Annotated in this window: 18 protein-coding genes, 9 tRNA genes and 1 pseudogene; 8 read left to right on the top strand and 20 right to left on the bottom strand. The window is 58.9% G+C overall.

Translation table 11 applies throughout. The features are described from left to right. Positions 1-48: 48 nt before the first annotated feature. Positions 49-885, bottom strand: coding sequence for a 5-dehydro-4-deoxy-D-glucuronate isomerase (gene kduI / locus ACSMDR_RS14775; RefSeq protein ID WP_436468744.1), 837 nt, complete (start codon positions 883-885; stop codon positions 49-51). A gap of 483 nt (positions 886-1,368) precedes the next feature. On the opposite strand from kduI, the gene ACSMDR_RS14780 reads away from it, so the two are divergent. The 5 genes from ACSMDR_RS14780 (at position 1,369) to ACSMDR_RS14800 (ending at position 7,162) form a co-directional block, all read left to right on the top strand. Further along, entirely contained in the window at positions 1,369-1,950 is a 582-nt protein-coding gene (locus tag ACSMDR_RS14780) for an aminodeoxychorismate synthase component II (protein ID WP_005899868.1), read from the top strand. 437 nt (positions 1,951-2,387) lie between these two features. Then, positions 2,388-3,605, top strand: coding sequence for an aspartate aminotransferase family protein (locus ACSMDR_RS14785; RefSeq protein ID WP_436468745.1), 1,218 nt, complete (start codon positions 2,388-2,390; stop codon positions 3,603-3,605). Positions 3,606-3,681: 76 nt separating this feature from the next. Beyond that, positions 3,682-4,701: an arginine N-succinyltransferase gene (gene astA / locus ACSMDR_RS14790; RefSeq protein ID WP_005899872.1), complete on the top strand. Its 1,020-nt coding sequence runs from the start codon at positions 3,682-3,684 to the stop codon at positions 4,699-4,701. Between the two features lie 104 nt (positions 4,702-4,805). After that, entirely contained in the window at positions 4,806-6,275 is a 1,470-nt protein-coding gene (astD, locus tag ACSMDR_RS14795) for a succinylglutamate-semialdehyde dehydrogenase (RefSeq protein WP_436468746.1), read from the top strand. An 89-nt stretch (positions 6,276-6,364) separates the two neighbouring features. Continuing rightward, positions 6,365-7,162, top strand: a complete 798-nt coding sequence (locus tag ACSMDR_RS14800) for a DUF1338 domain-containing protein (protein ID WP_436468747.1) — start codon at positions 6,365-6,367, stop codon at positions 7,160-7,162. A gap of 155 nt (positions 7,163-7,317) precedes the next feature. Here the strand turns inward: ACSMDR_RS14800 and ACSMDR_RS14805 are convergent, their stop codons facing one another. Both ACSMDR_RS14805 and ACSMDR_RS14810 read right to left on the bottom strand, forming a co-directional pair. After that, positions 7,318-8,286 (bottom strand): glycosyltransferase family 1 protein, encoded by a 969-nt coding sequence (locus ACSMDR_RS14805; RefSeq protein WP_436468748.1) that lies wholly within the window; start codon positions 8,284-8,286, stop codon positions 7,318-7,320. Positions 8,287-8,746: 460 nt separating this feature from the next. Further along, positions 8,747-9,367 (bottom strand): HAD family hydrolase, encoded by a 621-nt coding sequence (locus tag ACSMDR_RS14810; protein ID WP_436468749.1) that lies wholly within the window; start codon positions 9,365-9,367, stop codon positions 8,747-8,749. Positions 9,368-9,577: 210 nt separating this feature from the next. On the opposite strand from ACSMDR_RS14810, the gene ACSMDR_RS14815 reads away from it, so the two are divergent. Then, complete coding sequence (locus ACSMDR_RS14815; RefSeq protein ID WP_436468750.1) at positions 9,578-10,948, top strand: MFS transporter; 1,371 nt, start codon at positions 9,578-9,580, stop codon at positions 10,946-10,948. A 33-nt stretch (positions 10,949-10,981) separates the two neighbouring features. Here ACSMDR_RS14815 and ACSMDR_RS14820 read toward each other — a convergent pair whose 3' ends face one another. The 3 genes from ACSMDR_RS14820 to pnuC all read right to left on the bottom strand — a co-directional run bounded on the left by ACSMDR_RS14820 (position 10,982) and on the right by pnuC (position 13,202). Then, positions 10,982-11,653, bottom strand: coding sequence for a Crp/Fnr family transcriptional regulator (locus tag ACSMDR_RS14820; RefSeq protein ID WP_436468751.1), 672 nt, complete (start codon positions 11,651-11,653; stop codon positions 10,982-10,984). A gap of 107 nt (positions 11,654-11,760) precedes the next feature. Then, positions 11,761-12,486 carry a nucleoside phosphorylase gene (locus tag ACSMDR_RS14825; protein WP_436468752.1) on the bottom strand — a complete coding sequence of 242 codons (726 nt, stop codon included), beginning with the start codon at positions 12,484-12,486 and terminating at the stop codon, positions 11,761-11,763. Further along, entirely contained in the window at positions 12,483-13,202 is a 720-nt protein-coding gene (gene pnuC, locus ACSMDR_RS14830) for a nicotinamide riboside transporter PnuC (RefSeq protein ID WP_436468753.1), read from the bottom strand. Before pnuC ends, ACSMDR_RS14825 begins: the two co-directional genes overlap by 4 nt. Before the next feature lie 238 nt (positions 13,203-13,440). Here pnuC and ACSMDR_RS14835 point away from each other — a divergent pair, with 238 nt between their 5' ends. Beyond that, positions 13,441-15,273: an SLC13 family permease gene (locus ACSMDR_RS14835; RefSeq protein WP_436468754.1), complete on the top strand. Its 1,833-nt coding sequence runs from the start codon at positions 13,441-13,443 to the stop codon at positions 15,271-15,273. A gap of 207 nt (positions 15,274-15,480) precedes the next feature. Here ACSMDR_RS14835 and ACSMDR_RS14840 read toward each other — a convergent pair. From ACSMDR_RS14840 to lolB, 14 genes and pseudogenes are all read right to left on the bottom strand, one after another. Beyond that, positions 15,481-15,564 (bottom strand) — tRNA-Leu (locus ACSMDR_RS14840). A gap of 8 nt (positions 15,565-15,572) precedes the next feature. Further along, positions 15,573-15,649, bottom strand: a tRNA-Met gene (locus ACSMDR_RS14845). Between the two features lie 132 nt (positions 15,650-15,781). After that, a tRNA-Gln gene (locus tag ACSMDR_RS14850) sits at positions 15,782-15,856 on the bottom strand. Positions 15,857-15,999: 143 nt separating this feature from the next. Further along, positions 16,000-16,074: transfer RNA gene (locus tag ACSMDR_RS14855), tRNA-Gln, on the bottom strand. 14 nt (positions 16,075-16,088) lie between these two features. After that, positions 16,089-16,165, bottom strand: a tRNA-Met gene (locus tag ACSMDR_RS14860). A gap of 131 nt (positions 16,166-16,296) precedes the next feature. Next, positions 16,297-16,371, bottom strand: a tRNA-Gln gene (locus ACSMDR_RS14865). A 145-nt stretch (positions 16,372-16,516) separates the two neighbouring features. Then, positions 16,517-16,591 (bottom strand) — tRNA-Gln (locus tag ACSMDR_RS14870). A gap of 14 nt (positions 16,592-16,605) precedes the next feature. Continuing rightward, a tRNA-Met gene (locus tag ACSMDR_RS14875) sits at positions 16,606-16,682 on the bottom strand. Between the two features lie 236 nt (positions 16,683-16,918). After that, entirely contained in the window at positions 16,919-18,010 is a 1,092-nt protein-coding gene (ychF, locus tag ACSMDR_RS14880) for a redox-regulated ATPase YchF (RefSeq protein ID WP_005907895.1), read from the bottom strand. 143 nt (positions 18,011-18,153) lie between these two features. Next, the gene (gene pth / locus ACSMDR_RS14885; RefSeq protein ID WP_436468755.1) at positions 18,154-18,750 is read right to left on the bottom strand and encodes an aminoacyl-tRNA hydrolase; all 597 of its coding nucleotides are present in this window, start codon (positions 18,748-18,750) and stop codon (positions 18,154-18,156) included. Between the two features lie 232 nt (positions 18,751-18,982). After that, positions 18,983-19,930 carry a ribose-phosphate pyrophosphokinase gene (locus tag ACSMDR_RS14890; protein WP_005907893.1) on the bottom strand — a complete coding sequence of 316 codons (948 nt, stop codon included), beginning with the start codon at positions 19,928-19,930 and terminating at the stop codon, positions 18,983-18,985. A gap of 217 nt (positions 19,931-20,147) precedes the next feature. Further along, positions 20,148-20,222, bottom strand: a tRNA-Gln gene (locus tag ACSMDR_RS14895). Beyond that, positions 20,202-21,072 (bottom strand): annotated as a pseudogene (gene ispE, locus ACSMDR_RS14900) (4-(cytidine 5'-diphospho)-2-C-methyl-D-erythritol kinase). Before ispE ends, ACSMDR_RS14895 begins: the two are co-directional and overlap by 21 nt. Further along, a complete protein-coding gene (lolB, locus tag ACSMDR_RS14905) occupies positions 21,069-21,647 on the bottom strand; it encodes a lipoprotein insertase outer membrane protein LolB (RefSeq protein WP_436468756.1) in 579 nt (192 codons plus the stop codon). The pseudogene ispE and the gene lolB overlap by 4 nt, the downstream one beginning before the upstream one ends. Before the next feature lie 129 nt (positions 21,648-21,776). Here lolB and hemA point away from each other — a divergent pair, with 129 nt between their 5' ends. Then, positions 21,777-23,033 (top strand): glutamyl-tRNA reductase, encoded by a 1,257-nt coding sequence (gene hemA, locus ACSMDR_RS14910; RefSeq protein ID WP_005907890.1) that lies wholly within the window; start codon positions 21,777-21,779, stop codon positions 23,031-23,033. Positions 23,034-23,068 lie beyond the last annotated feature (35 nt).

Genomic DNA, 23,068 nt, shown 5'->3' on the forward strand with positions numbered 1-23,068 from the left:
TGGGATTAAGTGTCAGGAGCCGCCGCCCTGGCTGCTCGAGATGGGGGCTTAGCGCAGATCCTGGACCGCGACATGGTCCATATCACCGAATACCTGGTTCTCGCCCACCATGCCCCAGATGAAGGTGTAGGCCTGGGTGCCGACGCCGGAGTGAATGGACCAGCTCGGGGAGATGACGGCCTGCTCGTTGTGCACCAGCAGGTGACGGGTCTCGTCCGGTTTGCCCATCATGTGGAACACGGCGGCGTCCTCCTTCATGTTGAAGTAGAAATAGACCTCCATGCGGCGCTCGTGGGTGTGGCAGGGCATGGTGTTCCACAGGCTGCCCTCTTCCAGCTGGGTCATGCCCATCACCAGTTGGCAGGTCGGCAGCACGTCCGGTACCAGATACTTGTAGATGGTGCGGCGGTTGCTGGTGGATGGGTCCCCCAGGGTCGCCGGAGACGCTTGATCCTGGGTGACCTTGCGGGTCGGGTAGCTGGTATGGGCCGGAGCGCTGTTGTAGTAGAACTTGGCTGGCTGCTCGGCGTTGACGCTGGCAAAGCTCAGGGCACGGGCCCCCTGGCCGACATAGAGCGCCTCGGCCTTGTCCACTTCATAGGTAGTGCCATCCACCACCACCACCCCCGGGCCGCCGATGTTGATGAGGCCGAGCTCGCGCCGCTCGAGGAAATAAGTGACCCCGAATGCCTTGCCGAGCGCATCGGAAAAGGTCAATGGCGCATCAACCGGCATGATGCCACCGAACACGATGCGGTCGATGTGGCTGTAAGTCATGGTCAGCTCGTTCGGGGTGAAGATCTCTTCTACCAGAAACTCACGGCGCAGGCCCTGGGTGTCCAGTTGCTTGGCATGATCGCTGTGGATGCTTTGACGAGTTTGCATAATGAACCTCAATTGCGGGCCGCACGCGGCATCAATGACAATGTGTCGGGAACTCCTGTCGTTGAAGGCACGATAGCAAAATAAAAAATAGCGATCAAATTAAAATGAAACATCGTTTTGTATTTTGTGATTTAGGTTGTGCATTTTTATTTTCAGGGGACAGGACGAGCGATGCCGCAGGAGAGCGTTCGCGGTGATCTGTCGACGAGGCGTCCGGTCAATGTCGAGGGTCTCGGGGGAATGCGCCCGGCAAGAGAGGGGTAGCCAAGGTGATAGAGAGGAGGAGCAGAGCGGGCGGACTCCTGGCTGCGGGTTCCGGGCCCCTGTGGAATGATCCACCAGGAGGGCATTGATGGGCGGGCCCTCGCCCCCGCGGCATCCATTGGCAGGCGTTTATTAACCAGGACAGACGTGCCAGAATGCGCGACTCGCCAGCCGACGGCGGGTTACCATCGCCTCGATTTCAATCCCTGGGTTTATTGCATGCTGTTACTGATCGACAACTACGACTCTTTTACCTGGAACCTGGTGCAGTATTTTGGTGCGCTGGGGCAGGAGGTGGTGGTCAAACGCAACGACGAGTTGACCCTGGCCGACATTGAGGCCATGGCCCCCGAGCGCCTGGTGATCTCCCCCGGACCCTGTACACCGAATGAGGCTGGCATCTCCCTGGCCGCCATCAAGCACTTCGCCGGTCAATTGCCCATTCTCGGAGTCTGTCTCGGCCACCAGTCCCTGGCCCAGGCGTTTGGCGCCGAGGTGGTGCGTGCCCGCCGGGTGATGCATGGCAAGACGTCCCTTATCCGTCATCAGGGGGAGGGGGTATTCGCGGGGCTCAATGATCCGCTGCGGGTGACCCGTTACCACTCACTCGTGGTCAAGGCGCAGACACTGCCTGATTGCCTGGCCGTGACGGCCTGGAGCGAGCATGAGGATGGCAGCGTTGACGAGATCATGGGGCTGCGCCACAAGACGCTGGCCCTGGAAGGGGTGCAGTTTCATCCCGAAAGCATCCTGAGCGAACAGGGCCATGGGTTGCTGGCCAACTTCCTGGCTCACCGCTGAGTCCATCCTGCCCTATATTGCACTGCTTTATCTCCTTTACCCGCATCATCTGCTGATGGGCTGCCTCGGCTCCCATCCATCGCCCAGGCTGTCCGTTCGACTAGATTGATTCATCTTTCCCACCCCAAAACCTTGGGGGATTTCACCCTGTTTCGGCTATAAGACGTGACTTGAGTCTCATTTTTACGCTATGGGTAAAATTTTTTTCTCTGACGGTTTATTCACCCCTCTGCCAGTCGAAATTATCTCTTGCCAACAGCCTCTGAGCCGTTATGCAATGGGGCTGCCTAAAATCTCACGGGCAATCGAAGATTGTTCCTTGCAGGCCGTCAAGTTACAGACTTTTTACTTTTTTTCTGTGACAATACCGTCACGTTTACACGGATTTAACTTTTAGGCGGTGGATTATTCTGTCGCCATCTGGAAGGAGAGCAAGTATGTCAGAGTTGTTGGCAGTGACACGTGAAGTGTTCGATGAAGTGATGGTTCCCAACTATGCGCCCGCCAATGTCATCCCGGTGCGTGGTGAAGGTTCACGTGTCTGGGATCAGGCTGGACGTGAGTATGTGGATTTCGCCGGCGGTATTGCGGTCAATGGCCTGGGTCATTGTCATCCCAAGCTGGTCGAAGCCCTGAAAACTCAGGGCGAGAAGCTGTGGCATCTCTCCAACGTCATGACCAATGAGCCGGCCCTGCGTCTGGCCAAGAAGCTGGTCGCCGCCACCTTCGCCGACAAGGTCTATTTCTGCAACTCGGGCGCCGAAGCGAACGAAGCCGCGCTCAAGCTGGCCCGTCGCTATGCCATCGACAAGTTCGGTGCGCACAAGACCCAGATCATCGCCTTCCATCAGGGTTTCCACGGTCGCACCTTCTTCACTGTGAGCGTGGGTGGCCAGGCCGCCTACTCCGACGGTTTCGGCCCCAAGCCTGCCGACATCACCCATGTCACCTACAACAACCTGGCCGAGCTGGCTGCTGTCATCTCCGACAACACTTGCGCCGTGGTGATGGAGCCCTTGCAGGGTGAGGGTGGCATCATTCGTCCCACCGACGAATTCGCCAAGGGTGTGCGCGAGCTGTGCGACAAGCACAATGCCTTGCTGGTCTATGACGAAGTGCAATCCGGGGTTGGCCGCACCGGCGAACTGTTTGCCTACATGGGTCTGGGCGTCACGCCGGATATCCTCACCAGCGCCAAGGCGCTCGGCGGCGGTTTCCCCATCGGCGCCATGCTGACCACTACAGAGATAGCCGCTCACCTGAAAGTGGGTACTCACGGCTCGACTTACGGCGGTAACCCGCTGGCGTGTGCCGTGGCTGAGGCGGTGATCGATGTGATCAACACTCAGCAAGTGCTGGCAGGGGTCAAGCAGCGCGAAGCCCTGTTCCGCGCCGGCATCGAAGCCATCAACGCCAAGTACCACTGCTTCAGCGAAGTGCGTGGCCAGGGCTTGCTGCTCGGCGCCGTACTGAACGATGACTTCAAGGGGCGCTCTCGCGACTTCCTGCTGGCCTCCATCGATCAGGGGCTGATGGCCCTGGTGGCCGGCACCAACGTAGTGCGTTTTGCCCCCTCCCTGGTGATCCCGGAAGCGGACATCAAGGAAGGTCTGGCTCGCTTCGAGCTGGCCGTGGCTCAGGTTGTTAACGCCTGATCCCGAATTGAGGTGGGGAGCCCTCCCGGCAGGAGCCGGGACCCCACCTGTCGTCAATGAAAGGGAGTTGTCATCTATGTTGTTAATCCGTCCTATCGAACAGAAAGATTTTGCCGGTCTCAAGACTTGCGCCATCGAATCCGGTACTGGCATGACCTCCTTGCCGGTTAATGATGAGCTGCTGCAGCGCAAAATCGACGCCTCCACCCAGACTTTTTCGGACAAACCTGCGGGAAAGGGCGACTGCCTCTATTTCTTCGTGGCCGAAGATCTGGACACCGGGGACATGGTTGGCACCTGCGCCATCGATGCGGCCGTGGGCCTGTCCCAGCCGTTTTATAACTATCACATCGGCAAGGTGGTGCACTCTTCCCCCAAGCTCGGCATCTACAACGTGGTCGAGACGCTCACTCTGTCCAATGACTACACCGGCAACTCTGAGCTCTGCACGCTCTTCTTGCGCGAATGTGCTCGCGAGGGACTCAACGGTCGGCTGCTCTCCAAGCACCGTTTCCTGTTCATGGCCGAACACCCCGAGCTGTTTGACAAGACCGTCTTCGCCGAGATGCGTGGCGTCTCCGACGAAAAGGGTCACAGCCCCTTTTATGAGTGGCTGCAAAAGCACTTCTTCTCGATGGATTTCCCCACCGTCGACTATCTGACCGGGATTGGTAAGAAGCGCTTCATCGCCGAGCTGATGCCCAAGTACCCCATCTACGTCAATCTGCTCAGCAATGAGGCGCGGGCCGTGATCGGCAAAACTCACGACAAGACCCGCCCTGCCATCAAGATGCTGCAGGACGAGGGCTTCGTGAACCGCGGCTATGTCGACATCTTCGATGCCGGCCCCACCGTCGAGTGCGATGTGAACAACATTCGCAGCATACGCCGCAGCAAACGGCTGACCGTGGTGGTGGGCGAGCCCCTGGGTGGCCACACCTATCTGCTGTGCAACACCCGCTTCGAACAATACCGTGCCTGCCTTGGCAATATCCGGGTCGATCTGGACAAGCAGGAGGCCATAGTGCCGCCCAAGATGGCCGCGGCCCTCAAGGTGGAGAATGGCGATCAGGTCAGGGTCGTGGATCTGGACTGACAACATGGGGATAGTGCGATGCATTGTCCCGCTGAACACGATGAGCTGGCGGCCCGCACTGGGTGGCCTGGCAGGCGAGAGCCAAGCAACAAGGGATATGAGCAATGAGCGAATTAGTACAGCTGATCAATGGCAACTGGCTGGCGGGTGAGGGCAAGGCGTTCGAGTCAAAAGATCCGGCCAAGAACCTGGTGGTCTGGTGCGGTCAAGCGGCCAGTGCCGCTCAGGTGGATGCCGCCGTCAAGGCTGCCCGCACCGCGTTCTACCACTGGGCGGATCTCCCCCTGGCGGCGCGCAGTGCCATCATCAGTCGCTACGCCGAACTGCTCGGCGAGCACAAGGAAGCATTGGCGCTCACCATAGCCCGCGAAACCGGCAAGCCGCTGTGGGAGACCCGCACCGAGGTCGCCGCCATGCAGGGCAAGATTGCCATCTCCCTGCGCGCCCACGATGAGCGTACCGGCACGGTCGAAAATCCCATGCCGGGTGCCAAGGCGTTCGTACGCCACAAACCCCACGGTGTGGTTGCGGTGTTCGGCCCCTACAACTTCCCCGGCCACCTGCCCAACGGCCACATAGTGCCGGCACTCATCGCCGGCAATACGGTGGTGTTCAAGCCCTCCGAGCTGACCCCCATGGTGGCCGAGGCCATGCTCAAAATCTGGCAGGAAGCGGGTCTGCCCGCCGGTGTCATCAATCTGGTGCAGGGGGAAGTCGACACCGGCAAAGCCCTGGCAAGTCACAGCGACATCGATGGCCTCTTCTTTACCGGCTCGTCCCGTACCGGTCACTTCCTGCATCAGCAATTTGCCGGTCAACCGGGCAAGATCCTGGCGCTGGAGATGGGTGGCAACAACCCGCTCATCGTAAAAGACGTGAGTGATGTGGACGGCGCCGTGCACGCCATCGTCCAGTCCGCGTTCATCACCTCGGGTCAGCGCTGCACCTGTTCTCGCCGTCTGTTCGTGGAACAGGGCCCGGCCGGCGACGCATTGCTGGCGCGCCTCATCGAGGTGGTCGGCAAGATCAAAGTGGGTCACTACGATGATGCGGATCAGCCCTTCATGGGAGCCATGATAAGCGAGCGTGCCGCCATCGGCATGGTCGAGGCCCAGGCCAAGCTGCAGTCACTGGGTGGCAAGAGCCTGCTCACCCTCAAGCATCTGGAGCCGGGCACGGGATTTGTCTCCCCCGGTATTGTCGACATCACTGTCGCACAAGGATTGCCGGATGAGGAGTACTTCGGCCCACTGCTGCAGGTGACCCGTTACCAGGACTTCGACGCCGCCATCGATCTGGGCAATGCGACCAGTTTCGGGCTGTCGGCCGGTCTGCTTGGGGATAACGAAGCGGACTGGAACCACTTCTTCAAGCGCATTCGCGCCGGTATCGTCAACTGGAACAAGCCCATCACCGGTGCCTCCAGTGCGGCGCCATTCGGCGGCATTGGTGCCTCCGGCAACCACAGGGCGAGCGCCTACTACGCCGCCGACTACTGCGCCTACCCGGTCGCATCGGTGGAAGACAGCAAGGCTGCCATGCCAGAGCAGCTCTCCCCCGGTTTGAGCTTCTAAGGCAAGGCCCTGTGCACCTCGTCAGCGATTGATAACAAAAGGGCTCCTCGAGGGCCCTTGTCTGTACCCGCAAGCAAAGGAATAAAGTGATGCAAAAGGATATCGAAACCCTGTTCGGTCATCTGTGGGATAACTACATTCAGGTCACCCCGAGTGCCCACAAGGTACATCAGCTGCTTGGTGGCGGTGCCGCCATCGTCAACGACCATGTGGCGTTCCGCACCTTCAATCTGCCCCAGGTGGGCCTCGAAACATTGGCCGCTCATTTTCGGGCGCTGGGTTACGAGGAGAGGGATGAGTATGTCTTCAAGGCCAAGAAGCTCTATGCCAAACACTTCGAACATGCCGATCCGGATGCGCCCAAGGTGTTCATCAGCGAGCTGAAGGTGGAGGAACTCTCCGAAGGCGCCCAGGCCATCATCCACAAGCTGGTGGATCAGGTACCCGATCACCTGACCGACACCTCGGCCTTCCTCTACGCCGGTGCCCCCTGGCAGGTCTCCCACGCCGACTACCAGACCCTGCTGGCCGAGAGCGAGTACGCGGCCTGGATGGCGGCCTGGGGCTATCGCGCCAACCACTTCACCGTCAGCATCAATCGCCTGGCAGACTTTGACACCATACAGTTGGTCAACGAGGCGTTGAAGGCGGCGGGTTTCGTACTCAATACCGCCGGTGGCGAGGTGAAGGGGGATCCGCAGGTGATGCTGGAGCAGTCCTCCACCATGGCGGACAAGGCCGATGTGGCCTTCACAGACGGGGTGCGCACCATACCGAGCTGCTTCTACGAGTTTGCCCTGCGTTATCCGCAGGCCAATGGCGTGCTCTACCCGGGCTTCGTCGAAGCCTCCGCCGACAAGATCTTCGAATCCACCAATAGCATGTAGTGGGGTTGGGACCTCGATGTCAGTTGTCGGTCATGTCGTGTTGAAACGCCTCCCAATTGGGAGGCGTTTATCTATCTTATCGGGGAGTGATGATTATCGGCGGGCGGTATTTAGACAGCGTTATCGTTAAGCGTGAATACGTCATGAACGGGGGGTTATTTTCTGAATGGCTTGACTGCTTTCCAGAGAAAAAATACCAGCGCTTTCATGGTGATGTTTTGCTGATTTAATCCTTTTGCCCAGATTTTATCAAACAGAAGCATCCAGTTTTTTGCGACGGCCTCTCTGGAGTATTCACCTAATCTCTGCTTTCCATGGGCTGTCATTGCATGGTACAGATCCGGATTGTTTTTTAGCATGACGGCAGTCTTTATTATTTCAGCTGAGTTATGTGCGACCAAGTAATCCAGTGGGCTGTTTTTGATTGCCTTTACTGCGGGTTCATCATCACAAATTAACACGCAACCAGCCAGCCATGCATTGATGAGCTTACTCGCAGGCTTGCGCGACAAGGTATGGTCGTGGTGTTTTCGAAAGCAAAGGACAATGTCTACATCCTGATAGTCAGTCCAGTTATTTAACTCTATTTTTAATAAAAGACCATGCGCGGCCAAATTTTCTCTGAATGCATCGCTTGTCAATTCGGGAGGAAAGCTATCTATACGGCCAAAATAACCAATAGTCGTAATTGCAGTTCGTTGCGCACATCTTGGTTTAAGGCCTGGCTGGGGCCAATGTGAGATGAATAGGCCACCATTTTTCTCCGCGGACTGTATTTGCTCGACCACATAGTCGGCCCCAAAAACATGCGGTCTGTCTGCACGGCAGACCACAGTCAGCCCGCGCCATGGCTTTACTCTCGGGCTAAAGTCATCGTAATGAAGCAAGTTTATTTTATTTGGCAGGCATGTAGTGCCAACGCTACACGTAATGTCATCCCCATAGTAGTAATTCAAATTAATAAGTGTTTGAAATGTCCAGACGGTACATCCACTCACACTCAGTCTTTGAGGAATATCATCAGGGTGAATGCGGGTATCGAGCAGTGCCTGTACGCTCTCACCATATTTATCCATGCTGTCTTTACGACAAACAACATGTATCTCTATTTTATCGTTGTTCAAGCTAGATACTCTAGTTGCCGGGATGTAGCTGAAATGTTGTTATTGGAATTTATCAAGTTGATATCATTATTTATCAGGTTAATTTGAGATTAATTTTATGGTGTCCAAATTAAAATGGCAATGTGTGATTCCCGTTGTGGGAACTGATCCGGCATTGCGTCGAAAGCAAGCCACTCATCATGGCGATTGACCACTCCCTGGGATGAGGCCAGCCGAAGGCATGTTGCAAGTCTGCTGTTTGTCGTCTGACTAGCAGGAGTAGGAAGAGAAGGAGAAGGGCAGGGTGGACGGTACCACAAGGTGCCAAGCGGATTTGCTACCGCTTCGATGAGAGGGGTCTTAACGAAAGTCTCTTGTTGCTAGACGCTCCCCCCTTGCTTTACCGCCAGTAGAAGATGGACCCGCTATCGCGTGACGGCATCCACGCGCTGACAGCGGGTCAGTGCGACCGGCTGGATCATCAGGCCCGCTTCAGGACACCTTCTGTCGCCAGCATGGTTGCCATGCCCGCCGCCTTGCCGGCCTGGATGCCGATCTCGGTATCTTCGAACACCAGGCAGCGATGGGGATCGACCCCCAGCAGCTCGGCCACTTTGAGGAAGGTATCGGGGTTGGGCTTATGGTTTTGCACATCATCGGCGCTGACCAGGACAGGGATAAAGGCATCCAGTCCGGTAGTGCGCAATATCTGCTGCGCCTGGTCCCGGGGGGCCCCCGTTCCTATGCCCATGGGGATCTTGCCATATTGCGCCTTGACCAGCTCCGCCATCGTGGGGAAGACGGCGACCTCGCCTATGTGCTGCAAATAGAGTGCTATCTTGCGGCGGGTGAAGGCTTCGACATCGATGGTCACTCCCTGCTGCTCGGCCAGCATGGCGACTATCTTGCGGGTGGGAATGCCGCCATAGCTGTTCACCAGCTCGCGATCGAAGGCGAGCTGGAATTCATCGCTGGTAATCTGCCAGGCATCCAGGTGCAGGGGCATGGAGTCGACCAGGGTGCCGTCCATGTCGAAGATCAGGGCATCGTATTGTTCAAACAAGGGGTTAGCTCCGCGCGGGGGAAAAGCCCAGCCTAACATGAGGCACGCAGGCTATGCTGGGATCCGTCTCATGCTCTGTGCCTGAGTGTGCAATGGGAGCCGATATGGCCTAGGCCCAATCAGGCGATAGCGGGGACCAGGTTGGAGTGGGAGGCGAGGGGCCATGAGGCATGGAGGCAGTCGTCCTCATAATATGGCACCATGTGAAACACCGAGCCCGTCGCGGCCTATCCCTTTGCGAGCCCCCTGATGTCTATTTCGCCAAAAACAGTGTTCTCTAGCGTGGCCCTGGTCATTGCCTTGGGGTCACTGGAGAAGAGCATTGTCACCACGCCCCTGCCCATGATCGGCGCCGAGCTGAATGCCGGCTCGGCCCTGACCTGGGTAGTTACCGCCTACTTGCTGGCTGCGACAGCCGCGCTGCCGGTCTATGGCAAGTTGAGCGACCTGTTCGGCCGCCTGCGGATGCTTAACATCGGCATAGTACTCTTTCTGGCGGGTTCCCTTGCCTGCGGCTTGGCCCAGGATCTGCCTACTCTGCTCGCGGCTCGGGTGCTGCAAGGATTGGGGGGAGGTGGCCTCATCGCCCTTGCCTTCACTGTGATTGCCGACAGCATACCGCCGCGGGAGGTGGGCAAATATCAGGGCTATATCTCCATTGTCTATGCGGTCTCCAGCATAGCGGGCCCGCTGCTCGGAGGTTACTTTACCGAACAACTGAACTGGCGCTGGATCTTCTGGATCAATCTGCCGCTCGGCGCCCTGGCACTGTGGCTGGTCAATCGCAATCTGCGTCATCTCAACCTGCGTCGTCAGAGTCGCTTCGACTGGAAGGGGGCCGGGCTGCTGATTACGGTGACCACCTTGTCGCTCTTGCTGCTCTCTCCGGATACCCCGTTGCCGAGCCTCTGGCTGGTCATTGCGCTCGGGACGGCACTGTTACTGCTCATCTTCATCGAACGGCGTGCCCATGACCCCATATTGCCTGCCCATCTGGTGCGATTGCCCGGTTATCTGGTCGCGGTGCTGCTCTCTTTGATTGCCCAATTGCTGATGTTTGCCGTGCTGGTCTATCTGCCCTTGCAGATGCAATGGCAGAAGGGGATGAGCGCGAGCGAGAGCGGCCAGGACATGGTGATCTTCATGGTATTCATCACCCTTGGGGCCTTCGTGGGTGGCAAGTTCATCGCCCGCACCGGCAAATACAAGCGGTTCGTGGTGATGGGGTTCGCCTTGGCGGCGCTGGCCCTCTGGCTGCTGCACTTCGATGTCTGGGTGAGGCTGGCGCTGCTGTTTGCCGGGTTGGGGCTCGGACTGACCCTGCCTGCGCTCGCAGTGGTGGTGCAAAGCGCGTTGCCCGCCCAGGATCGCGGCATCGGCATGTCGCTGTTCAACTTCGGTCGCGAGCTGGGCGGCGCCGTCGGTGTTGCCGTCTGCTCGGTATTGTTCCACGCCTCCCTGTCCACCACGGCGGATGGTCCATTGGACCACCTCAGCCCGACCGAGCTGGCGCCGGGCTTTAGCGGGACTTATATCGGCATGGCGGCCATCGCCAGCGGCGCCCTGCTGCTCACTCTGGTGGCACTCAAACGCCATGAGCTGTCGAACCGTACCCATTGAGCGGGCGCGGGATCGCTTCGGTACGCGAGCGGGTCAGAGTGCCAGGTAGTGACGCAGCCTGGTCACGTCGGCTATCTGCGGGCCATCCTCCCCGTCCTGCACTATGCCCTGGTCGATCAGCTCCTTGAGCGCGCGGCGATAGACGCGCTCTGTGGTGCCAAAGCGCGCCGCCTCGTGCGCCCGCTTGCGTGACCCCAGCATGGGAGTGCGCTGGCGCTCGCGCCACAGTTCATAGGCGATGTTGTAGGCGATGGGGTGCAGCAGGCGGCTGGTGGTGATGTCCAGGGTATCCAGATAGTCGCTGGCAAGCGCCGAGGCGAAGAAGAGGGTGAGCTCGGGTTCGGCCAGTAGCCGTTGGGCTAGCTTGTGAGCGCAGATGACGCTGGCGTCCAGTTCGGTCTGCGCCACCACGTTCCACTGCACCGGGGTGGCGCTGAAGAACTCCATCTCGCCGAAGATCTGCCGCTGGCAGGCTATCTCCCCCAATTGGAACAGGCGCCCGGAGTGGACGGCGCTGCTGAGGGAGACCCGTCCCGTCGCCACCAGATAGAGGTGCTCGCTCTGCTCCCCCTGGCGCATGATGAATTCCCCGGGCAGGTAGCGGCGATCAAATAGCGAACAGGCTTGAAGGGCTTGGGAAAATTTGGGGGCCAGCCGGCTCAGCTCGGCATGAAAGCGACCCAGGGGATAGGGTTCTTGCTGCACCTTGAAAGGGCCTTGCATAGAGGGAAGAGGAGGGAGGCTAACAAGCGCGCCGACCCTATGCCAGCGCGAATGAGGGTGAGTGTGCGGGACTTAACGCTTTGGCCCTGTCACTGACCCAGGGCGTGCAATGCGGCGGCGATGGCCAGCTGTTCCCCTTTCATCATGGCGGCCTCTGCACTGGCGTAATCACTCACGCCCTGCTGCACGTCCTGCTCGAACGCCACCACAGTGCAGAGCACGGCGGCGACCCGCACCTTGCGAAGTCGCCCCACGACGAGCAGAGCGGCGGTTTCCATGTCTGCCCCCAGCACACCGCGCTCATGCCAGTAGCGGCACACTTTCTGCTCGTCATCCCGATAGAAGCTGTCATGGGAGCGCACCAGCCCGTGCCAGTGAGGCAGGCCACTGGTGGCGATATGGTCGAGCAGGGCGGCTTGCAGCCGGATATCTGCGCAGGCCGGGTACTCGGCAGGCAGATAGGCCAGGGAGGCGCCATCGTGGCGCACGGCCCCCTCCACGACGATGAGATCCCCGAGTCCGATCTCATGCTGCAAGGCCCCCGCAGAACCGACTCGCACCAGCACCCGGGCGCCAGCCTGCACCAACTCCTCCAGCGCTATGATGGCGGAGGCGCCCCCTATGCCGGTGCTGCACACAGTGATGGGCAGGCCCTGATGACGGCCGTTGATGAGGCGAAACTCCCGGTTCTGGCCGAGCGACTCGCACTGTTCGAGCTGGCTGGCGATGCGATCGACCCGAGCCGGATCACCGCACAGCACCACATGCTCGGCAACCTGATCCGGGCGGCATTGCAGGTGGGGCAGCAGGCTCATACGATCACCTGCTGCGGGCGTTTGGCGGCCAGCATCCAGAGGCGTGTGCCGTTGGCGGCGATAAACAGCAGGATCAGGTATTCGAGCGACATGGCATAGACGCCTTGGGCGGCATAGACGCCGATGCTGATGAGGTTGATGACCACCCAGAGGATCCAGTTCTCCACGTACTTGCGGGTCATCAGGATCTGGGCCACCACCGAGAGCACCGTCATGGTGGCATCCCAGAACGGGAAGGCGTCGGGGGAGGGCTCAGGCATGGCAAGATCGGCCCCGAACAGGTTGAGCAGGGCGACCGAGGTACGTGCCAGGGTGGCGAATACGGGGTCTATGTAGCGGGTCAGCAGGGCGATGGCCAGCACGCTGATGGCGGCGGTCATCAGCAGTTTGGACTTGCTGAGCCAACGGATCTGCAGGGTGTCCCCCTGCGCGTTGGCGGGGCGGGTCCAGGCGTACCAGCCGTAGAGGTTGGCGCAGAAGAAGAACAGTTGCAGCATCAACAGGCCGTAGAGCTGGATCTGGAAGAAGATGATGGCAAACAGGCTGACGTTGATGAGGCCAAACAGGTAGTTGATGGTCTTCTCCTGGCTGGCGAACCAGATGCAGGCCAGGCCGAACAGAGTGCCAATCCCTTCAATCCAGGACATGGCGTAACCGCTGCCCAGAGGGATGGTGACCAGGGTGTGATTGATGCTGAACCACTCGAATATGCTCATCGTCATGTCCTTGAAAAATGGGGCTGGAGCTGCGAGCCATTCTAAGGGGGCAGGGGCTGGGCTGGCAGGACTTTTGTCCGCCCCTTCACGAGCGAGATCAAAGAATTGCATTCCAGGGTGCTCAGCGCGAAGAGGATTGGCTTTATTGATATGTCACAAGATGCTGCAATGGGGGCTGTGTTCTGATGGAGTCCGCAGTCATCATGAAGACCGCGTGACGCAGAAGAAGGAGAGGTCATTGAATTCCGAGTTGGTCTGGGTGCTTTGCCTGTTGCTGGGCGCCATCTATCTGTTCGTCAGCAACAGGGTTCGCATGGATGTGACGGCCCTGCTGGTGCTGATCCTGTTCGTGCTGAGCGGGATCCTGACCCTCAATGAGGCGTTGGCCGGCTTCAGCGATCCCAGTGTCATCCTGATCGCCGCCCTGTTCGTGGTGGGGGAGGGATTGGTACGTACCGGCATCGCCTATCAGGTGGGCGACGCCCTGGTCAAGGTGGCGGGCAACAGTGAGACCCGGCTGCTGGTGCTGCTGATGGTGGCGGTCGCCGGGCTCGGCGCCGTGATGAGCTCGACTGGCGTCGTGGCCATCTTCATTCCTGTGGTGCTCAGTGTCTCGAACCGCATGGGGATACCTGCTGGGCGGCTGATGATGCCGCTCGGCTTCGCCGGTCTCATCAGCGGCATGATGACCCTGGTAGCGACACCGCCCAACATGGTGGTCAACAGTGAGCTGGTGCGCCATGCCATCCCCGGTTTCAGCTTTTTCAGCTTCAGTCCCATGGGGCTCATCATATTGGTGCTCGGCATCGGTTACATGCTGCTGATCCGTCGCACCCTGGCCAGCGATACTCCGCCCGGGCGCAGCAAGGGATCGCGCCGCAGCACATTGCGCGAGCTTATCCGCGATTATCGGTTGACGGGGCGGGCGCGGCGCCTGGCGATCAGGCCCGGCTCGCCGCTCATCGGCCATACCCTGGATGAGTTGCAACTGCGTGCCCGCTATGGTGCCAATGTCATCGGTGTGGAGCGCTGGCGCAAGTTCCGGCGGGTCATGGTGAGCGTATCGGGCATCTCGGAGTTTCAGGCGCGGGACGTCTTGCTCATCGACATGGCGGATCCCGAGGTGGATATCCGCACCTTCTGCAGCGAGGCCATGCTCGAGCCCATGATACTCAGAGGCGACTATTTCTCGGATCAGGCGCGGGAGGTGGGCTTGGCCGAGATCTCCCTCATTCCCGAGTCCAGCCTGCTTGGCAAGAGCCTGCGCGAGACAACCTTTCGCAGTCAGTATGGGTTGAGCGTGGTGGGGCTGCGGCGCGGCAGCGAGGCGCTGACCGGACGCTTGGTCGACGAGCCGCTGCAGCTGGGGGACAGGTTGCTGCTGGCCGGTAACTGGAGCCTCATTCGCCAGCTACATGCCCATCAAAGGGACTTCTTGCTGCTGGGACTGCCCGCCGAAGTGGACGAGATGGCCCCGGCCCGCAGCCAGGCTGCCTACGCACTGCTCTCGCTGGGGGTCATGGTGCTGCTGATGGTGACAGATCCTGTGCCCAACGTGGTGGCCGCGCTGATAGCCTGTCTGCTGATGGGCCAGTTTCGCTGTATCGATCTGGAGAGTGCCTACAAGTCTATCCATTGGCCGACCCTGATCCTCATCGTCGGCATGTTGCCCTTTGCCCTGGCGCTGCAAAAGACGGGAGGGGTGGATCTTATCGTTGGCCTCTTGATGGATCTGGTCGGCGACATGGGGCCCAGGGTCATGCTGGCCAGTCTGTTTGCCCTCTGCGCGCTCACCGGGCTCTTCATCTCCAACACGGCCACCGCCGTATTGATGGCACCCATCGCCATAGGCGCGGCGCAGCAGATGGGGGTCTCTCCCTATCCTTTTGCCATGACCATTGCCATCGCGGCCTCGGCGGCCTTCATGACGCCGGTCTCGTCACCGGTCAACACCCTGGTGCTAGGCCCTGGCGAGTATCGTTTCATCGACTTCGTGCGAGTGGGAGTGCCTTTTACCTTATTGGTCATGGGCGTGAGCGTGGTCGCCATCCCCTGGTTTTTCCCGTTCTGAGTGCAGTCTTGAGTGGGAAGAATGCGGGGCGATGGGCAGGCGCGGCCTGCGGGCCGCCTTGTGATGGCACATTGTTATTTGTTATCAGGGGGGACCATGGCCGCCAAGATGAGTGGATGTGGCAACAGGACGAAGAGGCCGGGCTGAGACAGTAAAATCCGGGCACAAAAAAACCAGCCTGAGCTGGTCTGTTTGGTACTGCTGTAATGGTGCGGAAGGAGAGACTCGAACTCTCACGCCTAGGGCGCCAGAACCTAAATCTGGTGCGTCTACCAATTTCGCCACTTCCGCAAACTATATGGTGGCTATGACGGGATTCGAACCTGTGACCCTCGCATTATGAGTGCGATGCTCTAACCAACTGAGCTACATAGCCGTCTTGTATGCGACCAGGTCGTTTACAAGTAAAATTCGCTGGGTGACCAGGCTTTGGACCTGGGCGTGTTGACGAGATCGAAACCTCACCGCTCCACCACAGCACATCATCGACGGTCGATGACAGGTAAAATGGCTGGGGTACTAGGATTCGAACCTAGGAATGGCGAGATCAAAACCCGCTGCCTTACCGCTTGGCGATACCCCAACAATGTCCTTCAACAGCACGAGTGCTGACAAAGAACCTTAACATTACTGAGACACTAGGTAAGTAACCTAATCACGTCGGCGAGATCGCAATCCCTCACGTTTATCACAGCATGTCATCGACAGGGTCAATGACAGATAAAATGGCTGGGGTACTAGGATTCGAACCTAGGAATGGCGAGATCAAAACCCGCTGCCTTACCGCTTGGCGATACCCCAACTGCAACTAGAAATGGTGGCTATGACGGGATTCGAACCTGTGACCCTCGCATTATGAGTGCGATGCTCTAACCAACTGAGCTACATAGCCGTCTTGTATGCGACAAGGTCGTCTACAAGTAAAATGACTGCGTTACCAGGACTTGCACCTGGATACGTTGACGGGATCAATCCCTCACGTTTGCCGCAGTGACTCATCGACACGTCGATGATAGGTAAAAATGGCTGGGGTACTAGGATTCGAACCTAGGAATGGCGAGATCAAAACCCGCTGCCTTACCGCTTGGCGATACCCCAACTGCTACTCTCCAACAGCCAGCAAGCTGCCAAAGAACCTCAAACTTCTGCCTTGATACCAGTACATGACCGGCTGCATTGACGAGTTTGAATCGTCACTGCTTTCACGGCTTGCCATCGACTCACGCCAATGACCAATCAATAATGGCTGGGGTACTAGGATTCGAACCTAGGAATGGCGAGATCAAAACCCGCTGCCTTACCGCTTGGCGATACCCCAACTGCAACTAGAAATGGTGGCTATGACGGGATTCGAACCTGTGACCCTCGCATTATGAGTGCGATGCTCTAACCAACTGAGCTACATAGCCAACCTAGCGTCCAGTGAGTCGTTGCCTCGTCACTGTGCGGCCCGAATTATGCGGATCTGGCTTTGGGGCGTCAACCCTTTTTTTGCCAGAAAAACCGAATTTGAGTGCGTTTGGCCAGATATTGCGCTCTGTCGTGCAAAAGCCCAACAATCTGGTTTTTTTAAACTCATGGGGATGACCATAAAGGCCTGAGACATGAGAAAAAACAGGCCAGCAAATGCTGACCTGTCATGGGGTTAGACGTTGAACAGGAAGTTCATGATATCGCCATCCTTGACGATATAGTCTTTCCCTTCTGCTCGCATCTTGCCCGCTTCCTTGGCGCCTTGCTCACCCTTGTAGGTGATAAAATCATCAAACGCGATGGTTTGTGCGCGAATAAAGCCTTTTTCGAAGTCGGTGTGGATCTTGCCTGCCGCTTGCGGGGCAGTGGCGCCGACCGGTATGGTCCAGGCCCGTACTTCTTTCACGCCAGCGGTGAAATAGGTCTGCAGGTTGAGCAGTTCATAACCTGAGCGGATCACCCGGTTCAGGCCTGGCTCTTCGATACCCAGATCGGCCATGAACTCGGCGCGATCGTCGTCATCCAGTTCGGCAATGTCGGACTCGATGGCGCAGCAGACCACGACCACGACCGCATTTTCGGCGGCGGCGATTTCACGGACCTTGTCGAGGAAGGGGTTGTTGTCAAAGCCATCTTCCGCCACGTTGGCAATGTACATGGTTGGCTTGAGGGTCAGGAAGTTGAGGTGGCTGACGGCGGCCAGCTCCTCTTTGTCCAGTTTCATGCCACGGATCATCTGACCCTCTTCCAGCACGGCACGGATCTTTTCCAGGGTCTCAACTTCCAGCTTGGCATCCTTGTCGCCGCCCTTGGCGCGCTTGGACTGACGGTGGATGGCGCGCTCACAGGCATCCAGATCCGACAGGGCCAGTTCGGTGTTGATCACCTCGATGTCATCGGCCGGGGAGACCTTGCCGGCAACGTGGATGATGTTTTCATCCTCGAAGCAACGCACCACGTGGCCGATGGCTTCGGTTTCGCGGATGTTGGCCAGGAACTGGTTACCCAGGCCCTCACCCTTGGAGGCGCCCGCGACCAGACCGGCGATGTCCACGAACTCCATGGTGGTCGGCACCACGCGCTGGGGGTTGATGATGGCCGCCAGGGCGTCGAGACGCGGATCCGGCATGGGGACCACACCCGTGTTTGGCTCAATGGTGCAGAACGGGAAGTTGGCGGCTTCGATGCCAGCCTTGGTCAGCGCATTGAACAGGGTGGATTTACCTACATTGGGCAGGCCCACGATACCGCATTTGAAACCCATGAATAGTTACCTTACGTGATGGATGCTGTGAGGAGCCGCCAACGCGGCTCCTGTCTATCTTTCTTTCTGCCCTGAACGGTACAGCGTTCATGGCCCGTATCTTGTTCACGCGGCATGAATACGCAGGTATTCATGCCGCGTGCTTATGCTTTTTCGGCCTTGAAGCTGTGCAAGCGATTCATGGCCTTGGTCATACCCTGTTTGAACAGAATGTCGGTGGCGCGCAGGGCTTCGTCCAGTGCGGCATCGATCAGACTCTGTTCACTGCTGGGCGCCTTGGTCAGCACGAAGCCGGCGACCAGCTCCTTGGCGCCGGGGTGGCCGATGCCGAGCCGCAGCCGGAAGAATTCCCTGTTATTGCCCATCTTGGTGATGATGTCTTTGAGGCCATTGTGGCCTCCATGACCCCCGCCTTGTTTGAACTTGGCGATGCCGGGGGGCAGATCCAGTTCGTCGTGGGCGACCAGCATCTCTTCGGGCGCTATCTGGTAGAAGCGGGCCAGGGCAGCCACTGCCTTGCCGGAGAGATTCATATAGGTGTTGGGGATGAGCAACCGCACATCCTCTCCCTCGACCAGGATGCGGGCGATGTGACCATGGAACTTGGGCTCTTCACGCAGGCTGGCGTTGTGCCAGCGGGCCAGTTGCTCCACATACCAGGCGCCCGCATTGTGGCGGGTCTTGGCATACTCGGCGCCAGGATTACCCAGACCGACGATCAATTTGATTTGGCTTGTCACGCTCAGTCTCTTCACTCGCAGCAGCCCGAAGCGGAGTGCCTAGGGCAATAGGACGCAATATTCTAGCCGCCGAGTGGCGATCACTCAACCAATGCCGTCCCGGCTCGCCATTTGTTCTGTTGCCAAGCCCGTTCACGCCGGGATCCTGGTCGTTCGCCGAGTACTGAAAAGAGAAAAACCGCCCTGGGGCGGTTTTTCTTATTTGGCCTGCCAGCAAGCTGGCGAGCCAGCATCAATGCTCGAACATGGCAGAGATGGACTCTTCGTTGCTGATGCGGCGAATGGCCTCGGCCAGCACGGTAGAGAGGGTCAGCTGCTTGACCTTGCCGATGGCCTTCATCTCCGCGGTGAGCGGGATGGAGTCGGTGATGATCAGCTCGTCGATGACGGAGTTCTTGATGTTTTCGACGGCGGAGCCGGAGAACACAGGGTGAGTTGCGTAAGCAAACACACGCTTGGCGCCACGCTCTTTGAGCGCTTCGGCCGCTTTGCACAGGGTGCCACCGGTATCGATCATGTCATCGACAATGATGCAGTCTCGGTCGGCGACGTCACCAATCAGGTGCATGACCTGGGAGACGTTCGGGCGGGGACGGCGTTTGTCGATGATGGCAATGTCGGTGTCGTCCAGCAGCTTGGCGATGGCACGGGCACGTACCACGCCGCCGATGTCCGGGGAGACAACCACAGGGGACTCGAGGTTTTTGGACTTCATGTCTTCGAGCAGCACCGGGCTGCCGAACACATTGTCAACCGGGACGTCGAAGAAGCCCTGGATCTGCTCGGCATGCAGGTCAACGGTCAGCACGCGATCGACACCCACGCTGGACAGGAAGTCGGCGACAACCTTGGCGGTAATGGGTACACGGGCGGAGCGGACGCGGCGGTCCTGACGGGCATAGCCAAAGTAGGGGATGACAGCGGTGATACGGCCAGCTGAAGCACGACGCAGTGCATCCACCATGACGATCAATTCCATCAAATTGTCGTTGGTCGGGGCACAGGTGGATTGAATGATGAAGATATCGCCACCACGTACATTCTCATTGATCTGTACGCTGATCTCGCCGTCGCTAAAGCGACCTACGGCAGCATTGCCGAGTTTGATAAACAGGCGATCTGCGATCTTCTGGGCTAGTTCCGGCGTTGCGTTACCAGCAAACAGCTTCATGTCAGGCACGGTTTGAAACCTCGGGGTTGCATCCAGTATGTGGGTGAGTCCGCAATCGAACCCATATCGTTCGCTAGCAAACGATTTAGCAAGCTGACGGGGCAGGGCAATGGGCCCGGGTCGGCAGACCAACCGAATGAACTATGCAGAGACCTTATAACAGAGGAGAGGGGGTCGAAGCCATGACGGTCGTCAGCCTTCGGTGATCCTTCCTATGCGTCAATGATGGCTGGGGTACTAGGATTCGAACCTAGGAATGGCGAGATCAAAACCCGCTGCCTTACCGCTTGGCGATACCCCAATCATTGAGTCTGTTGCAATGTCACGAAGAGTGGTGATATGTTCTCGCCCTTGGCGACAAATCCCCCCCACTCTCTCGGTACCTTGGCCAACACCTTTCGAGCACTCTCTTCGTCTTCAAACTGAGCAAAGACGCAGGCTCCTGTGCCCGTCATTCTTGACGGCGCGTATTCTAGCAACCAGCCGAGCGCATTGGCAACCTCGGGGTGGCGCTTTTTCACCAGTGGCTCGCAATCGTTTTTCCAAACCCCGTCCAGCAGGCTGCTCAATGCCAATTTGGGGGTACTGCGTGGCAAGTCCGGATCCTGAAAAACCTCGGCCGTGCTGACGTGGCACTCGGGTTTGAGAACCAGGTACCAGGCTTCGGGCAATTCCACCGCTTGCAACCGCTCGCCTACGCCTTCGGCAAAGGCGGCGCGCCCGCGCACGAACACTGGCACATCGGCCCCCAGGCTCACCCCCAGCTCGGCCAACTCATCCAGGCTCAATCCCCCTTGCCAGAGATGATTGAGGGCCACCAGGGTAGTGGCGGCATCCGATGAGCCGCCACCAATGCCACCGCCCATGGGCAGTACCTTCTCCAGTCGGATGTGGGCCCCCATGGGATGGCTCAACCTGGTTTGCAGCAGCCGGGCGGCGCGGATGATGAGATTCTGCTCATCAGGTACGCCGGGAATGGCCGGGCTCAAGGTGAGCTGGTCGGTGTCCGGCAGCGGCTCGAATTCGAGCCAGTCGCCGTGATTGAGGAAGATAAACAGGGTCTGCAGCTCGTGATAGCCGTCCGGGCGACGGTCATTGATGTGCAGGAACAGATTGAGTTTGGCCGGGGCAGGCCAGCGAATCTGGCTCATGGTTGCAGGATCCACTCGTTGATTTGCAGCTTGAGGCGGCTTTGGGGGCCGGTCATGTTGAGCAAGTGGGGCAGGCGGTAGCCATTTTGATCCCGGTAGTCCTGATAGTTGATCTGCCATTGGCCATCACGGACGCTCGCCAGACTGTTGTCCGGGTTGAGGTTGTAGTCGGCCTTGCCGGGCAACCCCTTGATCCACTCGGGCAACCCGTCGATGGGCAGGTGCCATCCGGTGAGTCGGTAGATGAGCGCCTCGGCATCCTGACTCTGATGCAGCTTGCCTTCGTTGTCGGTCAGGCTGACTTTTCCTCGCTCTCGACTCAGCTCCAGTATGCTGGTGCCAATCAGGCTGGTGAGGTTCAAGCGGTAATCATCGCCGTTTTGCTGCCAGTTGAGGCGCGCGCTGCCCTTCTGCTGGGCCGTGATGATGGCCATCTTGCCCGATAGCTGCCAGTGATCAAGACGCTCTAGTCGGGTCCGCTCTTGCTGCCAATCCACTTGCTGGCGTTGGGGTTGGGTCGTGGTACAGCCGGCTAGCAGTAGCAGGCCAAGTAGGGGGAAAAGTCGCAAGAACAAGGTAAGGCTCCCGAAATGGTGATTTGTCACAGTATAAGGGGCGGCCGTATTGCTTTTAAAGCCTTACCCTTTCTCGTACAATTGTCGGCCTTATACACCCTGTGCCCAAGAAACGATCAGCGCCCACTCATGAGTCTGCTTGCCCTCGGAATCAACCACAACACCGCCAGTGTCGCCTTGCGGGAACGGGTCGCCTTTGGCCCGGATTGCATCGACCATGCCCTGCGGGAGTTGGCGGCGCAGCCCGGGGTGAGCGAGGCGGTGATCGTCTCTACCTGCAATCGCACCGAGCTCTATTGTGCCCTGGAACAAGGTCATGGCGAGCAGGTGGCCCAGTGGCTGCAGCAGTATCACGGCCTGGATAACGCCGAGGTGGACAAGGCCATCTACCAGCATCATGACGAGGAGGCGGTGCGCCACCTGATGCGGGTCGCCTGTGGGCTTGACTCTCTGGTACTTGGCGAACCGCAGATCCTGGGGCAGATCAAGCAATCCTACGCCCATGCCCAGCAGGCCGAGGTGCTCAAGGGGTCGCTGGAACGGCTGTTCCAGAAGGCATTCTCCGTGGCCAAGCGGGTGCGCACCGACACCGAAATAGGCGCCAGCGCCGTGTCGGTCGCCTTCGCGGCCGTGAGCCTGGCGCGCCGTATTTTCTCGGATCTCTCCCAGACCAAGGTACTGCTGGTCGGGGCCGGTGAGACCATCGAGCTGGTAGCCCGTCACCTGCGCGAGCAGAACGTCCGTCAGATGATGGTGGCCAATCGCACCCTGCAGCGCGCCCATACCCTGGCCGAGGAATTTGGCGCCCAGGTGATGACCCTCGAAGAGATCCCGGATTATCTGCACGAAGCGGACATCGTCATCACGTCTACCGCCAGCCCCTTGCCCATCATCGGCAAGGGCATGGTGGAGCGGGCACTCAAGGCGCGCCGTTTCAGGCCCATGTTCCTGGTGGATATCGCCGTGCCCCGCGACATAGAGGCGCAGGTGGACGATCTCCCCGATGCCTACCTCTACACGGTCGATGACCTGCAGGGCATCATCGAGCAGAATCTGGAGACTCGCAAGCGGGCAGCCACCCAGGCCGAGGTCATCGTCCTGGAAGAGCGCGACGAGTTCATGGACTGGTATCGCTCCTTGCATGCGGTGGATCTCATCCGCGACTACCGCGCCCAGGCCCAGCAGTACGCCGAAGAGGAGCTGACCCGCGCCCTGCAAGCGCTTGCGCAAGGGGAATCCCCCGAGGCGGCCGCTCGCGCCTTGACCCACAGACTCACCAACAAGCTGATCCATGCTCCGACCCAGGCCCTTCGCCAGGCGGGGGCGAGCGGGGATCGCGAACAGCTGATCCAGCTGCGTCAGGTACTTGGCCTGTCAGCGGACTAACTTTGCCCGGGCAGGCCACGCCGCCCCGTCACCAT

It is taken from the genome of Aeromonas molluscorum (assembly GCF_051376105.1).
Classification (GTDB): Bacteria; Pseudomonadota; Gammaproteobacteria; order Enterobacterales; family Aeromonadaceae; genus Aeromonas; species Aeromonas molluscorum.

Bases quoted from the DNA above. Each gene is read 5' to 3' on its own strand.
- kduI (WP_436468744.1), bottom strand. From the start codon at position 885: ATGCAAACTCGTCAAAGCATCCACAGCGATCATGCCAAGCAACTGGAC.
- ACSMDR_RS14780 (WP_005899868.1), top strand. From the start codon at position 1,369: ATGCTGTTACTGATCGACAACTACGACTCTTTTACCTGGAACCTGGTG.
- ACSMDR_RS14785 (WP_436468745.1), top strand. From the start codon at position 2,388: ATGTCAGAGTTGTTGGCAGTGACACGTGAAGTGTTCGATGAAGTGATG.
- astA (WP_005899872.1), top strand. From the start codon at position 3,682: ATGTTGTTAATCCGTCCTATCGAACAGAAAGATTTTGCCGGTCTCAAG.
- astD (WP_436468746.1), top strand. From the start codon at position 4,806: ATGAGCGAATTAGTACAGCTGATCAATGGCAACTGGCTGGCGGGTGAG.
- ACSMDR_RS14800 (WP_436468747.1), top strand. From the start codon at position 6,365: ATGCAAAAGGATATCGAAACCCTGTTCGGTCATCTGTGGGATAACTAC.
- ACSMDR_RS14810 (WP_436468749.1), bottom strand. From the start codon at position 9,367: ATGTTAGGCTGGGCTTTTCCCCCGCGCGGAGCTAACCCCTTGTTTGAA.
- ACSMDR_RS14815 (WP_436468750.1), top strand. From the start codon at position 9,578: ATGTCTATTTCGCCAAAAACAGTGTTCTCTAGCGTGGCCCTGGTCATT.
- ACSMDR_RS14825 (WP_436468752.1), bottom strand. From the start codon at position 12,486: ATGAGCCTGCTGCCCCACCTGCAATGCCGCCCGGATCAGGTTGCCGAG.
- pnuC (WP_436468753.1), bottom strand. From the start codon at position 13,202: ATGAGCATATTCGAGTGGTTCAGCATCAATCACACCCTGGTCACCATC.
- ychF (WP_005907895.1), bottom strand. From the start codon at position 18,010: ATGGGTTTCAAATGCGGTATCGTGGGCCTGCCCAATGTAGGTAAATCC.
- hemA (WP_005907890.1), top strand. From the start codon at position 21,777: ATGAGTCTGCTTGCCCTCGGAATCAACCACAACACCGCCAGTGTCGCC.